This window comes from Kitasatospora sp. NPDC023385 (assembly GCF_055664045.1).
Genome location: NZ_JBVOOL010000010.1, coordinates 185,781 through 199,252 on the forward strand (window position 1 = coordinate 185,781; position 13,472 = coordinate 199,252).

The window sequence follows — 13,472 nt, forward strand, 5'->3', positions numbered from 1 at the left end:
CCGTCTCCCGTGGGGCGCCGGGCCGTCCGCCCAAGTGGCCCGTCACGGTGAACCCCTACGATACGGCGCATGATCGTCTATGCCCCAGCCGCGCTGTTCTTCCTGCTCTTCGGAATCGGGGTACTGCGCGACCGTCGCCAGTTCAGCAACGCCGTCCTCCTCGGCATCGCCGTCTCACTCCTCTCCATCGCTCTGCTCGCCGAACTCCGCAAGGCGCCGACCCTGGTGATGGAGGTCGTGGCGGCGGTCATCATCCTGCTGCCGGCCGTCGGCACGGTCGCCCTGGTCTGGTTCCTGCTCTCCAACGGCGTGACCATGATCCGGAAGGAAGGCAGGCGGCCGGCCAACCTGCTGTCACTGCTCGCCGGACTCGGCATCATCGCCGTCATCGCACTCCTGGGCGCCGCCATCGTCACCGATTCCCGATCGCTGGCCATCCTGGCGGGCACCGCCGTCCTGGTGGTCCTGTACGTCTCCTTCCTGTTCGTCTGCTTCGTCGGCTACGCCTTCCTGTACAGCCGCCACCGACCGCGCCGGAACGTGCACTTCGTGGTCGTGCTCGGCTCCGGACTGATCGGCGGCGACCGCGTCCCGCCGCTGCTGGCCAGCCGACTCGACCGGGCGCGCGAGGCGTACGAGAAGCAGGTCGCGCGCGGCAACCCGCCGGTGCTGATCACCTCGGGCGGCCAGGGCCCGGACGAGAAGCTGCCCGAGTCCCACGCGATGGCCGACTACCTGATCGAACGCGGCTTCCCCGCCGAGCACATCGAGCGGGAGGACCGCTCGCGCACCACCGAGGAGAACCTGCTCTTCAGCAAGGCCATCATGGACCGGGCCGAACCCGGCTACCGCTGCGTCGTGGTCACCAACAACTTCCACGCCTTCCGGGCGGCGCTCCTCGCCCGCAAGACCGGCGTCAACGGGCACGTCCTCGGCTCGCCGACCGCCCGGTACTACCTGCCGAGCGCGACCATCCGGGAGTTCGCGGCGGTGTTCCTGTCGCACAAGGTCGTCAACTTCGGGATCTGTGGCCTGCTCGCCATCTGCGGTGTACTCGCGGCGCTTTGAGTCGTTCCTCCACCGTGTCCGTCCGTGGCCCGCCGTCAAGCTGCCGGGCGGGGTGCCAGGATCGCGCAGGTGGTGGTGGCGTGCGCGTAGAGTTTGCCGATCTCCGAGCCGAGCACCCGGGCCTCAGCGGTCGCCATCGTCCTTCACCGTGGGTCGTACCGGCGGTGAGGCAGCGGCACCCGCGCGGCTCACCCCACCCCCTCCCCCGGCCTGATCCCCGCGAACAGGTCGTTCTCGACGGCGCCGGCGCCGAACGCGCCACCGACCGCGCCACCGACCGCCGGTACCAGGCTCCGGGCCAGGTGGTAGTCCTCGGTCGGCCAGACTTCGCGTTCGATGTCCCGCGGGTGGGCCATGAACGCGGCACCCGGCTGGACCTGGGTGGCGTGCGCCAGCATCGCCGCGTCCCGCACGGCGAACTGCTCGGCGCACGCGATCCGGGTGGTGGTGGCCAGGGCGGGCGGGGTGTCCGGCCAGTCGGCGAGCAACTCGCCCATGGCCGACGGGACACCGCGCTCCGTCATGGCGTCGTGCAGCGTCTGGAACCAGGCCCGGGAGAGCGCCAGGTGGTAGTAGAGCTTGGACGGCTGCCAGGGCTCGCCCGCCTCGGGGTAGCGGTCCGGATCGGCGCCGGCCTCGAAGGCCGCCACGGTGACCTGGTGGGTCATCACATGGTCCGGGTGCGGGTAGCCGCCGGTTTCGTCATAGGTGATCACCACCTGCGGGCGGAACTCCCGGATCAGTGCGACCAGCGGCGCCGCCGCGACCTCGACCGGCCGGGCGGCGAAGCAGCCCTCGGGCAGCGGCTCGTCCGGGCCCGGCATCCCCGAGTCGACGAAGCCGAGGAACCGCTGGTCCACCCCGAGGATCCCGCGCGCGGCCGCCATCTCCTCGCGCCGGATCCGGGCGATGTCGGCCCGGACCTCCGGGCGGTCCATCGCCGGATTGAGCACCGAGCCGCGCTCGCCGCCGGTACAGGTGGCGACCAGGACCTCCACGCCCTCGGCCGCGTACCGGGCGAGGGTGGCCGCACCCTTGCTGGACTCGTCGTCGGGGTGCGCGTGCACGGTCAGCAGGCGAAGGCCGCCGGAGTGCGCGGGGGCGGCACCGGTGACGTGCTCGGCAGAGCCTGGGTGCTTGGTGAACATGGGTACCTCCGTGATGGGCCGCAAGGAATGTGAGGGAACGGCAGGGAGCGTAGCGAGCGGGCGACACGGCACGAAGGCGGCCTTGTCAGGCGCTCGGACGGGTCTTCGGGTAGAGCAGGGCGGGCCCGATCGCGAGGGCTGACAGGGCCAGCACCCACCAGAAGGTCTCCCCGAAGGCCGCACCGGGCCGGTCCGTGTGACCGTGCTGCGCCTGCTGGAGGGCCAGCGTCAGCACCGCCGTACCAATCGCCCCGCCGACCCGGTTCAGCACGTTGACCGCGCCGGCCGCCGCCGGCACCTGGGCCTTCTCGACGCTCCCGTACACCGCCGCCAGGCCGGGGATCGCGATGATCCCCATGCCGGCGCCGCGCAGCGCCAGCGAGCTTGCGATCAGCCAGTCGGCCGGGTCGGAGCCCGTGCCGAGCCGGGTGAACGCGAGCGTGCCGACCAGCGAGCAGGCGATGCCGATCAGGATCAGCGGACGCGGCGCGATGCGGTCGGTTATTCGGGCGGCCAGCATCGCGGTGACCGCCGTGCCGAGGGCCTGCGGCGCGAGGAGCAGGCCGGCCTCCACCGCGCTGGCGTGCTTCACCTGCTGGTAGTACAGCGGCACCAGGAACATCGAGCTGTAGAGCGCGGCGCCCTGCAGGAAGCTGTTCGTGGTCGCCACGGTGAAGCCGCGCCGGGCGAACAGCCGCAGGTCTATCAGCGGCGTACGGACGCCGGCGCGCCCCACCCGCAGCGCGTACCCGCCGTAGACCGCCACCAGCACCGAGCCGGCCACGAGGACGGCCCAGCCGGCCGGTCCGCCGTCACCGATCGTCGAGAGCCCGTAGACCAGTCCGGTCAGGCCGGGTGACAGCAGGACCAGGCCGGTCACGTCCAGACGGGGCCTCGGCGCTCCTGACGCCTCCTCCACCGGCAGCCAGCGGCTGGCCAGCAGCAGGGTGAACAGCCCGACCGGCACGTTCAACAGGAACATCCAGCGCCAGTCGAGGTGCTCCAGCACCAGTCCGCCGAGGATCGGCCCGAGCACGGGGGCCAGGCTGATGGGGAGCATGAGGGTGCCCATCACCCGCCCGACCCGGGACGGCCCGGCCGCCTGTACGATGATCGCTTGGCCGAGCGGCTGAATCATGCCCCCGCCGATCCCCTGCAGCACCCGGAAGGCGATCAGACTGCCCGTCGACCACGCCAGGCCGCACAGCGCCGATCCGAGTACGAACAGGACGACCGAGGCGAGCCACGCCCGCCGCGCCCCGAAGCGGCCGGCGGCCCAGCCCGAGAGCGGCATGGTCAGCGAGATCGCCAGCAAGTACCCCGTGGCCACCCACTGCACGGCCGCGATCGAGCTGTGCAGGTCGCGGCCGACGGAGTCGATCCCGACGTTGACGATCGTGGTGTCCAGCAGCGCGAGCACCGGGCCGAGCGCGAGCACCCCGGCCATCTTCCACAGACCCTGCGGAATCGGCTCCGGCGCTCCCGCCCGATCCACCCCTCGCCGACCCTTCGCGGTGACCGATGCGGTCATGCGCCCTCCCCTGAGACGTGCCTGGAGTCGCCCGTCCAGCGGCTCCTCCGGCGGCCGTTCCGACCACCCGAGATGAACTTAGGGCCGACCCACTGATTAGGTCAAGCCTAATTACTGTGCTCGACCTATCGAACTGCGCTACGCTCCTGCCATGACCGGGACCGGGACCACCACGAACCTGCGCGAGCTCAACAAGCGCCGCACCCGCGAGGCGATCTCGCACGCCGCGACCAGGCTCTTCATCGACCAGGGCTTCGACCGGACGACCATCGCCGAGGTCGCGGCCGCCGCGGGCGTCGCCAAGATGACCGTCACCAACCACTTCCCGCACAAGGAGGACCTCTTCTTCGACCTGCACGAGGAGATCGTCCGCCGACTCGCCCGGGCCGTCGCCGGGCGCGCACCGGGCGAGTCCGCCCTCGCCGCACTGCGCCGCGACTGCCTGGCCGGGATCGACCGGCACGATCCCCGCCTCGGCTTCTCCGGCCCGGCCTTCGCCCGGACGGTCGTCGACAGCCCCGCCCTGACCGCCCGGCTGCGCGAACTGCACGAGCAGGGCGAGACCACCCTCGCCGAGGCCCTGGCCGAGGCCGTGCACGAGAGACCCGTCGGCTTCGAGAGCCGGGTCGCCGCCGCGCTGCTCGCCGCCGTCGACCGGGCGCTGTTCACCGAGGTGTTCCGCCGCACGCTGGCCGGCGAGACGCAGGCCTCGATCGCCACCGCCGTGCGGCCCTCGGCGATCCAGGCCTACGACCGACTGCAGGGCGCCCTGGGCGGCTTCGCCGTACGGGAGGCCGACGATCCCCTACCGGAAGGCCCTTGACGCAAAGTTGACCTGCCCACGGCAGAAGGTTGACGATCACCGCCTCTATGGTCGGCGCATGTCCTCACAGCCCATCAGGCCCACCGCCCTGCCGGTCCTGCCGTACCGCAAGCCCACCCGGGGCCGGGACTACTGGGTCCTCAACGACGTCCTGCCCGACCCGGACGCCGTCCGCGAGCGCTGCCTGGCCCGCGGCGACTGGACCGAGGGCTACCCCCACCGCCCCGAGACCTGGCCCGGCCTGCGCACCATGCCGGGTCTGGAACCCGACGAGCTGGCCCGCGTAGAAGCGCAGGTCCGCAAGGCCACCGGCGCGTCCCGGCTCTGGGTGCAGAGCACCCCGGGCGGCGGCACGCTCAACCACAACTGCGTCCAGGTCGTCGGCGCCGGGGAATCGGAGTCCCGCCCGCACACCGACTCCCGTGCACTCTGCCGCTACGCCGCCGTGCTCTACCTCAGCCCGGGAGCGCCCAAGGACGCCGGTACCAGCTTCTACCGCCAGCAGTTCCCCGGCGGCCGCCTCGGCGGCAACCTGGTCAACGCCCCGCACAACAACCTGGTCGAGGCGCTCGGCACCCGGCGTGTGCCCGGCGACCACTTCGTCGAGGACATCCGCGTCCCCAACCGCTACAACCAACTGCTGCTCTACCACGCCAACCTGATCCACAGCGCCACCACCTACTACGGCGAGGAACTGGAGGACCGCCGGATGACGGCGGTGTTCTTCTGGATGGCCTGACACCCCCGAACCTCCACCCCATCGCACGGGCGCCCCACCGCTCACCCACCTACCGCTAACCGACCCACCGCTCAAGCCGCCCCGACGTGGGCCAAGCTCGCCCTGGTCAACGCAGCCGCCAACCGCGCCAGGTCGTTCCCCGCGACCAACCCCGCCAAGCGGTCTGACGTCCCCGGCAGCCCGAGCGTCCGGGCCTCCTCCAGCACCCGCTCGTCGAAGTACGGCCGCAGCGAGGGCCAGACCGCCTGGGCCTCGCGCCGGAAGATCCCGGCCCCGACCGGCCCGACCCGGGGGAACTCCTGCAGCAGCTCGCCGATCCGCCCCGGATCGCCGCCGGCTTCCTCCCGCAACCGCCGCAGGTCGCCGTGCCAGCGGTCGAGCAGCAGTTGGGCGCCCTGGCCGAGTGCGGTGGCGGTGCTCTCGTCGTAGCGCACGTAGTGCGCCCGGCCGAGCGCGGCGATCAGTGTGCCGCGCCGGGCGTCGACCATCGCGCGCGGCGTCCGCAGGCCTTCGACCGACAGCTCGCGGGCCGCCGCCGTGGCGATGTCGGCGCTGATCCGCACCGAGCACAGCACGGTCAGGACGAGCAACCGGTAGAGCGGCGAGGGCTTGTCCCGCAGCGCGATCCCGGCTTCCTCCGCGTAGGTGCGGCCGAACCGGTCCAGCAGCTCGGAAACGCTCAGTTCCATGGCCTCCACCTCCTTCCCCACGCTTGCCCCGATTCGCGGCGCCCGCACCCGGGGACGCTCGCCCCATGAACGAGCACCCCCAGACCGGGGCCTCCGCGGCCCGGGCCCCCACGACCCAAAACCCCACCCCGGCGCCCACCGCTCCCGAGGCCGTGCCACCCACCGAGGCGATCCGCCCCGACTGGGCCACGATCGACGAGCTGTCCACCCCCGAGCTCCTCCGCCTGATGAACGCCGAGGACCGTGCCGTGCCCGCCGCCGTCGCCGGACAGCTGCTGCGGATCTCCGCCGTGGTGGACGAGGTGGCCGCCCGGATGGCGCTTGGTGGCCGCCTGGTCTACGCGGGTGCGGGGACGGCCGGCCGGCTGGGGGTGTTGGACGCCGCCGAGTGGCCGCCGACCTTCGGCACCGATCCGGCCCTGGTCGTCGGGCTGATCGCGGGCGGCCGGACGGCCCTCACGGAGGCCGTCGAGGGCGCCGAGGACCGCCCCGATCTCGCCGAGGCCGATGTGGCCGCGCTCGGACTCACTCCCGCCGACACCCTGGTCGGCGTCTCCGCCTCCGGCCGGACACCGTACGCGGTGGCGGCGGTCCGGGCCGCGCGGGCCGTCGGAGCGCTGACCGTCGGCCTGGCGTGCAATCGCGGTTCGGCGTTGGTGGCCGCCGCCGAGCTGGGCATCGAGGTGGAGGTCGGCCCGGAGGTGCTGGCCGGGTCGACCCGGTTGAAGGCGGGCACCGCGCAGAAGCTGGTGCTCAACATGCTGTCGACGGCCGTGATGGTCCGCCTTGGCCGGACGTACGGGAACCTGATGGTCGACGTCCGGGCCACCAACGCCAAGCTGCGCGAGCGCGCCCGCCGGATCGTCGTCGAGGCCACCGGTGCCGACGAGGAAGCGGTGCGCAGCGCGCTGGCTGCAACCGGTGGGCGGGCGAAGGACGCTGTCCTGGTCCTACTCGCGGATGTGAACGCGTCGACCGCTGCCCGCCTCCTCACCGCCGCGAACGGACGGCTGCGGGAGGCGCTGAGGGCGGCCGCCGCCGACCGATGAACCGGCTCCGCGCAGGCAGCGGCCGAACCGGCGCGCGTGTCCCGTCCGCGCTAAGGGCGTCCGCCAGTAGGTCATCGGATGCGTGGGCTTCGAGGGCGGGTGTTCCAGCGGTAGAGGGTCCAGGCGCGTCGGATCAGGCAGCGGACGGTGATGACGGTGGCGGCCAGGGCGAGGAAGAACTCGACGGCCGCTCTCCGGCGTTCGGTGCAGCGCCGGAGCTTGCCGAAGTTGTTCATCCAGGCGGTTGGGTCGGCCGCGCGGCGAGGTGCCTGCCCGTGACAGGTCCTTTTCCGCGCGGCCTCCCGCCGAACCGGACATGACAGTTTCCTGGTCATCCGGCTCTCCAGTGATCACGACGTGAGTGATCTGGCCGTTCGTTCCTTGTGGATGCGGTCATGGCAGGCGGTGCAGGCCACGAGGGTCTTGCGCCGCCGGTCGAGCATGACGCGCGCCCAGTCGGACGGCGGCCATCCGGCACGAGCGAGATCGGCCAGGGCACGGACGTGATGCACCTGGACATCACCGGTGGCCCCGCAGATCTCGCATGTGTCCGACAGAAGCCTGGTGATCAGCTCCTTCTGCGGGTAGTCCACCCAGACAGGCCGACGATCAGTGATCTTCGCCGATCGCTGCTGCTGGAGAGGGATTCCACCGAACCGCGCCACCAGTGGCTTCCTGTTCGTCCGCTCGATCCGGGCCTCGAAGCAGACTCGGGGCCCGTTTGGTGTGTCGATCCTGGCCTTGTGCTTGGCGGCCATCTTCGACACGGTCGAACGGTGCTTGCCCGCAAGGGTCTTGAGCATGGAGGTCTCCATGACCCATTGCAGGCGGTGCAGCCGGAAGACGTCTCCGGCAAGCAGGTAGTACTGGACGATGCCCCGGTAGACGGCCCCGAACGTGGCGACGATCGCGTGATCGCTGCCGTTGGTCAGTTCCGTTCGCTTCGCGGGCTTTCCGCGGGCGAGGTAGGGCTCGCATTTGGCCTTGATCACGTCCCGGGGGACACGAAGGGCGATCTGGCCGTTGACCCTGCGGTAGCGGCCGGTCTTCTTCGTGTCGTTGTGCTGGGTCGTGACCTCGTAACCGAGAAACCGTGCCGCCCGGGTGCGGGCGTGGGTGATCAGCGTCTTCTCCTGGGAGAGTTCCAGCTTGAGTTCGTCACGCAGGAACTCCGCCAGACGGCGTTTGATCTGCTCGGCTTCGGCCTTCGGTCCGGTGAATCCAAGGAGATGGTCATCCGCGTAGCGAACATAACGCAGCCGCCGATATTCCGGATCGTTCGGATCCGCGCTCGGCAGGCCGGTCATCCGCTGACGCAATGTCCGGGCCTGGGGCCGTTCACCGCGCCGGCGGGCTTTCGCCAGCAGATTCTGCAACTCCAGATATGCCGGGTTTCTGGCCCGGCGCTCTCCATAGGTGTACTCCGGGATCAGAACTTTCTCGACGAACTCGTCCAACTTGTGCAGGTAGATGTTGGACAGGATCGGGGAAGCCACTCCGCCTTGCGGCGCTCCGGAGAGCGTGGCGCCCCATTTCCAGTCCTCCAGGTATCCGGCCGTCAGCATGTTGCGCACCAGCCGCAGGAACCGCTGGTCATGGATCTTCTCGCCGAGGATCGACAGCAGGACCTGGTGGTCCAGGCTGCCGAAGCAGTCGGCGATGTCCCCTTCGATGAACCAGGAAGTCCCGGTCCAGGTGTGGGCCACCTCCCGCAGTGCGGTGTGGCAGCCCCGTCGGGGACGGAATCCATGGGATCGATCGGAGAACGTCGGCTCGTAGTACGCCTCCAGGAGCAAGCGGACCACCTCCCCGACGAGCTTGTCCGACCAGGTCGGCAGGCCCAGAGGACGCGTACTCCCGTTCTTCTTCGGGATGTGCACGCGCCTGACCGGCCGGAAGCGGTAGCGCTCGTGGCGCATCGCCTCGATGATCCGGTCGATCTTCCGCTGGGACATGCCGTCCACGGTTTCCGGCGTGACCCCGGGCGTCATCGCGCCATGATTGGCGTAGATGCGACCGTAGGCCAGCAGATACAACTGCGGGTTGAACAACTGCCGATACAGTTCGTCGCACGGCAGGCCACGCCTGCCGCGCTCACGCAGGACACCCAGCACCGTTGCGGCGCTCTGCATTTCGCATACCTCCCCATATCCGGGTGTCCGAATCACCTGGCCCCCTTCGCCCTGCGGACGGCTTTCCCGCCCTCCCCGGCCGGGCGTGACTCCGGCGACTACTACGGGGCCTCCGTCGCCATAGGACTCGCGTCCCGTAGGCGATCCCACGTTCGTCCCTGTCTGTACGTTCTAGCGCGACTTAGGCGTCCCACTCATCTCCTTGAATGTCCTCGCTGGACATCGCTCCGAACCCCGGAAGTTGCACCAGTTGACACAATCGAAACCGGTGCAGGGTCGGCGTCGGTTTCAGCTGTCTTTCCGACGGATGGGAACTTGCATCTTCTGGAGATTAGGCTTCAAACAATCCAGTCTTCGCCATATCGCGCGGGCCGCCCGGCACACCGCCCCGGACAACTGGGCCCAGTCACCGGTTTTCTGACATGCTCTTGTCCCCTTCACCTTTCGGATCCAGGTAAGTCATTCGGCCCAGGAACCTCCTTCCGAGTTCCTCCCGGCTGAACCGGGGATACAAACAGAGCGCCTCGTGGCGCACTTCGTGCGCTCGACGACCCACCGGCCGTCGGTCTGGATCTGGGTCTTCGCGCCGCGCGGGGCGATGCGGGCGTCGATCCTCCGGCCGGCCAGGTCGTCGTGGACGATCCGGTAGTCATAGCCGGCGTCCAGGGTGAGACGCGGGTGCTCCGGCAGCGGTCCGAGGACCTGTTCGAGGGCGGTGAAGCGGTCGAGGGTGGCGGGCAGCAGGGTATGGTCGCGGGTGTTGGCCGGTGCCGGCTCGGTGACCAGGGGAATGCCGGTGCCGTCGGTCAACTGCGAGCGTTTCAACCCGAGTTTGGCACGGTCGACCGGGCTCTTCCCTGCGCATTCACCGCCGGAGGGCGCCTTGGTGATGCAGCCGTCGGCGCTCAGGCGGTCGAGTTCGAGGCCGATCATGCGGTCGTAGGCGGCGAGCGCGAGCAGTCGCAGGCTCTCCATCACGCCGTCGGCGATCCACTCGTCGCGGCGTCGGCGCAAGGTGGTGGCCGAGCAGTGCTCGTCGGCGACGCGTTCGTATCCGCAGCCGAAGACCAGGACCTGCACCAGCCGGTCGAAGACGACGGCGTCGCTGATCCGAGGGTTGTGACAGCCCAGCGGGTGCCGGTCCTCGCGCACGGGCAGGAGCGCGAGGAACTGGTCGCGGATCGGGTCGAGAATGCATGATGGGACGGCAGGCACGGATCCCCCGGTGATCATGAGGCGTAGAGAACTCCATGATCGGGCGGGCCGTGCCTGCTCTGCTGTTACCGCCCACCACGCCTCCTGGCGGACGCCCTTAGCAATCGAGCGATGATCGGTCGTGGCGACGGACCCGCGAGGGCGGTTTGCCGTCGGGAGGGCCGAGTAGTGCCCCACGTGCTCGGCCGAGAATTGACAGTTCGTTACTCGCCACTACTGGGTTCTCTGGTACGTCTGACCGAAACGGTCGAAACCTGACAGGGCGCGCATGCCCCACGCCTCCGAATTTGCGTTAGAACGCGCTCCAACTCCTAGGGTCCGAAGCATGCGATACATCAAACTCGGAACGACCGGTCTGGAAGTCTCCGCCATCACCCTCGGCTGCATGAGCTTCGGTGAGCCGGACCGGGGCGGCGAGCCCTGGTCGCTGGGCGCGGACGCCAGCCGGGACATCATCAAGCAGGCCCTCGAGGGCGGCGTCAACTTCCTCGACACAGCCAATGGGTACAGCGCCGGAAGCAGCGAGGAGATCGTCGGTCAGGCGGTCAAGGACTTCACCCGGCGCGAGGAGGTCGTTCTCTCCACCAAGGTCTGGATGCGGATGCGCCCCGGCCCAAACGGCGCCGGGCTGTCCCGCAAGGCGATCTTCGCCGAGCTCGACGCCTCCCTGAAGCGGTTGGGGACCGACTACATCGACCTCTACCAGATCCACCGCTGGGACTACGACACCCCGATCGAGGAAACCCTCGAGGCGCTGCACGACGCGGTCAAGTCCGGGAAGGTCCGCTACATCGGAGCCTCTTCCATGTACGCCTGGCAGTTCGCCAAGGCCCTGTACCTGGCTGACCTGAACGGCTGGACCCGGTTCGTGTCGATGCAGGACCACTACAACCTCATCCACCGAGAAGCAGAGCGGGAGATGCTCCCGCTCTGCGCCGACCAGGGCATTGGCGTGATCCCGTGGAGCCCGCTGGCGCGAGGCAGGCTGACGCGGGTCCGGGACACCGCCACGGCGCGTGCCGAGACCGACGAGGGCGGCAAGATCCTCTACCGCGACGGGGACCAGGCAGTGGCCGAGCGCGTCCACGAGATCGCGGGCAAGCGGGGTCTGTCCCCGGCCCAGGTCGCCCTGGCCTGGGTCATGCGCAACCCGGCGGTGACCTCGCCCATCGTCGGGGTCACCAAGCCGGCCCAGCTGGCCGACGCGGTCGCCGCGGTGGACGTCGAACTCGACGAAGACGAGGCCGCCTACTTGGAGGAGCCCTACCAGCCGCACGAGGCCGCCTACTTGGAGGAGTCCTTCTACAAGTCGCGCCCTGTGGCGGGCTCCCGGTAGTCCGGGCTACCGTCGGGCCTTCGACGAGTCCTTGGCCTCGGCCCTCTTGGGCCCGGCGGTGCTTGCGGGCGGTCGCGCGCAACTGCATGATCTGCCCGCTGCGCGGCCGCGCCGCGCACCATGGCGCCCCGCTCACCGGGCCTGGGTGGCCGGGCGGGCGGGGCGCGGTGGTGGGCAGCGTCAGTGCCCGGTGCGGTGGTGGCGGATCTCGTCGAATCCTTCGTGGAGAAGGAGGGCGCGAGCGGAACGGGCCATGCGGCCCTGCCTGCTGCCAGCACCTGCAGCACCTACTGGCGGACGCCCTAAGCCAGCCGCAGGTCCGCCGCCGCCACGATGTCACCGAGGCGAGGGAAGTCCAGGTCCACGGACGCCCAGTGTTCGTCCGCCGTGAGCGCGGCCATCGCGTCCTCGACGAACACCAGCTCGTACCCGTGGTCGGCGGCCGCTCGGGCACTCGACTCAACGCCGAGGTTGGTGGCGATCCCGGTGAACACCAGGGTCTGCACGCCTCGCGACTGCAGCAGCTCGTGCAGTCCGGTGCCCTGGAAGGCGCCGATGGTGCGCTTGGTGACGATCTCGTCGGCCACCGCCTCGACCTCCGCGACGAGTTCGCTTCCGGGCGGCTGCTCGGCGACGTTCAGCCGCTCGACCCGTACGGCGACGACCGGGGCACCGGCGGCTCGGAAGGTCCGGGCGAGCTCCAGCGAGGTCGCGACCACCTCCGAACCGGTGCGCGGCGCAAGCGGGTTGGCGACGATCCGGTCCATCAGGTCGATCAGGACCAGCGCCGTGCGGCGGGGGTCAAGGGCGGTCATGGGCGGTCATGGGCCTCACGCTAGCCCATCCTCCGCTCGGGTCGGGCCCGCCGCCTCCCGGGCAGCCTCCCCGCCGACCTTCCGGTCCATCTCACAGCCGATCTCCCCGGCGACCTCCCGAGCAGCCTCCCGGTCGATCTCCACCCGGAAGCCTTCGACCAACACGCGGAGCCCGTAGTCGAAGTCGGCGTCGTGGTCGGTCATCCGCAGCACGTCGGCCGCCTCGCGCAGCAGCGGGAGCTCGCGCAGCGCTTCGTCCGGGAACGGCGGCCGGTCGCTGTCCGCGGTGTCCTGCCGCCAGGCCTGCTCCTCGGTGACCCAGCCCATGATGTACCGGTCGACGGTCAGCAGCAGCCGTAGCGCCGTGCGCGGGCTCAGCCCGGACCGACAGAGGGCGCTCAACTGTGCTTCGACTGCCGGGAGTTCGTCCTCAGTGGGCAGGGTGCCGGCGTGCACCCGGGCGCCGTCGCGGTAGGCGAGGAGGGCGTGGCGCTTGGCGCGGGCGTCGGCGGTGATCCACTCGGGCCAGCGCTCGGGGTCCGGCTCGCGGTCGGGCGGGAGGGCGTCGGCGAGCATCGCTTCGGCCATCAGGTCGAGCAGTTCCCGCTTGTTCCTGAAGTGCCAGTACAACGCCGGGGACTGGACGCCTAGTTCGCGGGCGAGCCGCCGGGTGGTCAGCCCGTCGATGCCCTCGTCGTTGAGCAGGCGCAGGGCGGTTCGCACCACCTCGTCACGTTGCAGCGCCATTCGATCAGCCTCCCGGGTAAACCGATTGCCGGAGCCACCTTATCGCCGATAAGTTCCCGAGCTGGAATTTATCGGCGATAAGGAGAGCCGTCGCGACGCCGCCGGCCACGAAGGGATCCGCTCCCACATGTCCTCCATGCCCTCCACCCCCGACCGCTCCTGGTCTCGGCTTCTCCCGAA

At 70.2% G+C, this 13,472-nt stretch carries 12 protein-coding genes and 1 pseudogene; 5 read left to right on the forward strand and 8 right to left on the reverse strand.

Annotated features, from left to right (window positions below; genetic code table 11):
- The first annotated feature begins 69 nt into the window (after nucleotides 1-69).
- Nucleotides 70-1,068, forward strand: coding sequence for a YdcF family protein (locus AC0B61_RS18170; RefSeq protein ID WP_471741676.1), 999 nt, complete (start codon nucleotides 70-72; stop codon nucleotides 1,066-1,068).
- A 188-nt stretch (nucleotides 1,069-1,256) separates the two neighbouring features.
- Here AC0B61_RS18170 and mca read toward each other — a convergent pair whose 3' ends face one another.
- Both mca and AC0B61_RS18180 read right to left on the reverse strand, forming a co-directional pair.
- The gene (mca, locus tag AC0B61_RS18175; protein ID WP_471741756.1) at nucleotides 1,257-2,141 is read right to left on the reverse strand and encodes a mycothiol conjugate amidase Mca; all 885 of its coding nucleotides are present in this window, start codon (nucleotides 2,139-2,141) and stop codon (nucleotides 1,257-1,259) included.
- A 160-nt stretch (nucleotides 2,142-2,301) separates the two neighbouring features.
- Nucleotides 2,302-3,747 carry an MDR family MFS transporter gene (locus AC0B61_RS18180; RefSeq protein WP_471741677.1) on the reverse strand — a complete coding sequence of 482 codons (1,446 nt, stop codon included), beginning with the start codon at nucleotides 3,745-3,747 and terminating at the stop codon, nucleotides 2,302-2,304.
- A gap of 151 nt (nucleotides 3,748-3,898) precedes the next feature.
- Between AC0B61_RS18180 and AC0B61_RS18185 the strand changes: the two genes are divergently transcribed.
- Both AC0B61_RS18185 and AC0B61_RS18190 read left to right on the forward strand, forming a co-directional pair.
- A complete protein-coding gene (locus AC0B61_RS18185) occupies nucleotides 3,899-4,570 on the forward strand; it encodes a TetR/AcrR family transcriptional regulator (protein ID WP_471741678.1) in 672 nt (223 codons plus the stop codon).
- Nucleotides 4,571-4,628: 58 nt separating this feature from the next.
- Entirely contained in the window at nucleotides 4,629-5,309 is a 681-nt protein-coding gene (locus AC0B61_RS18190; protein ID WP_471741679.1) for a DUF6445 family protein, read from the forward strand.
- A 71-nt stretch (nucleotides 5,310-5,380) separates the two neighbouring features.
- Here AC0B61_RS18190 and AC0B61_RS18195 read toward each other — a convergent pair whose 3' ends face one another.
- Nucleotides 5,381-5,998, reverse strand: coding sequence for an endonuclease (locus AC0B61_RS18195; protein ID WP_471741680.1), 618 nt, complete (start codon nucleotides 5,996-5,998; stop codon nucleotides 5,381-5,383).
- Nucleotides 5,999-6,063: 65 nt separating this feature from the next.
- On the opposite strand from AC0B61_RS18195, the gene murQ reads away from it, so the two are divergent.
- Nucleotides 6,064-7,047 carry an N-acetylmuramic acid 6-phosphate etherase gene (gene murQ / locus AC0B61_RS18200; RefSeq protein ID WP_471741681.1) on the forward strand — a complete coding sequence of 328 codons (984 nt, stop codon included), beginning with the start codon at nucleotides 6,064-6,066 and terminating at the stop codon, nucleotides 7,045-7,047.
- 71 nt (nucleotides 7,048-7,118) lie between these two features.
- Here murQ and AC0B61_RS18205 read toward each other — a convergent pair.
- From AC0B61_RS18205 to AC0B61_RS18215, 3 genes and pseudogenes are all read right to left on the reverse strand, one after another.
- Nucleotides 7,119-7,289: pseudogene (locus AC0B61_RS18205) on the reverse strand (IS5/IS1182 family transposase); the annotation flags it as partial.
- A 108-nt stretch (nucleotides 7,290-7,397) separates the two neighbouring features.
- The gene (locus AC0B61_RS18210) at nucleotides 7,398-9,179 is read right to left on the reverse strand and encodes a reverse transcriptase/maturase family protein (RefSeq protein WP_471741682.1); all 1,782 of its coding nucleotides are present in this window, start codon (nucleotides 9,177-9,179) and stop codon (nucleotides 7,398-7,400) included.
- A gap of 459 nt (nucleotides 9,180-9,638) precedes the next feature.
- On the reverse strand, nucleotides 9,639-10,394 hold the full coding sequence (locus tag AC0B61_RS18215) for a transposase (protein WP_471741757.1): 756 nt from the start codon (nucleotides 10,392-10,394) through the stop codon (nucleotides 9,639-9,641).
- 325 nt (nucleotides 10,395-10,719) lie between these two features.
- Between AC0B61_RS18215 and AC0B61_RS18220 the strand changes: the two genes are divergently transcribed.
- The gene (locus AC0B61_RS18220) at nucleotides 10,720-11,730 is read left to right on the forward strand and encodes an aldo/keto reductase (RefSeq protein ID WP_078644889.1); all 1,011 of its coding nucleotides are present in this window, start codon (nucleotides 10,720-10,722) and stop codon (nucleotides 11,728-11,730) included.
- A 302-nt stretch (nucleotides 11,731-12,032) separates the two neighbouring features.
- On the opposite strand, the gene AC0B61_RS18225 is transcribed toward AC0B61_RS18220, so the two are convergent.
- A complete protein-coding gene (locus AC0B61_RS18225) occupies nucleotides 12,033-12,545 on the reverse strand; it encodes an isochorismatase family protein (RefSeq protein WP_471741683.1) in 513 nt (170 codons plus the stop codon).
- A gap of 15 nt (nucleotides 12,546-12,560) precedes the next feature.
- Complete coding sequence (locus AC0B61_RS18230) at nucleotides 12,561-13,292, reverse strand: TetR/AcrR family transcriptional regulator C-terminal domain-containing protein (protein ID WP_471741684.1); 732 nt, start codon at nucleotides 13,290-13,292, stop codon at nucleotides 12,561-12,563.
- Nucleotides 13,293-13,472: the final 180 nt, after the last annotated feature.

What these genes read in the sequence shown, in the direction of transcription:
- AC0B61_RS18225 (WP_471741683.1), bottom strand. Translation starts at nt 12,545, where the DNA reads ATGACCGCCCTTGACCCCCGCCGCACGGCGCTGGTCCTGATCGACCTG.
- murQ (WP_471741681.1), top strand. Translation starts at nt 6,064, where the DNA reads ATGAACGAGCACCCCCAGACCGGGGCCTCCGCGGCCCGGGCCCCCACG.
- AC0B61_RS18170 (WP_471741676.1), top strand. Translation starts at nt 70, where the DNA reads ATGATCGTCTATGCCCCAGCCGCGCTGTTCTTCCTGCTCTTCGGAATC.
- AC0B61_RS18180 (WP_471741677.1), bottom strand. Translation starts at nt 3,747, where the DNA reads ATGACCGCATCGGTCACCGCGAAGGGTCGGCGAGGGGTGGATCGGGCG.
- AC0B61_RS18210 (WP_471741682.1), bottom strand. Translation starts at nt 9,179, where the DNA reads ATGCAGAGCGCCGCAACGGTGCTGGGTGTCCTGCGTGAGCGCGGCAGG.
- AC0B61_RS18230 (WP_471741684.1), bottom strand. Translation starts at nt 13,292, where the DNA reads ATGGCGCTGCAACGTGACGAGGTGGTGCGAACCGCCCTGCGCCTGCTC.
- AC0B61_RS18190 (WP_471741679.1), top strand. Translation starts at nt 4,629, where the DNA reads ATGTCCTCACAGCCCATCAGGCCCACCGCCCTGCCGGTCCTGCCGTAC.
- AC0B61_RS18195 (WP_471741680.1), bottom strand. Translation starts at nt 5,998, where the DNA reads ATGGAACTGAGCGTTTCCGAGCTGCTGGACCGGTTCGGCCGCACCTAC.
- AC0B61_RS18185 (WP_471741678.1), top strand. Translation starts at nt 3,899, where the DNA reads ATGACCGGGACCGGGACCACCACGAACCTGCGCGAGCTCAACAAGCGC.
- AC0B61_RS18220 (WP_078644889.1), top strand. Translation starts at nt 10,720, where the DNA reads ATGCGATACATCAAACTCGGAACGACCGGTCTGGAAGTCTCCGCCATC.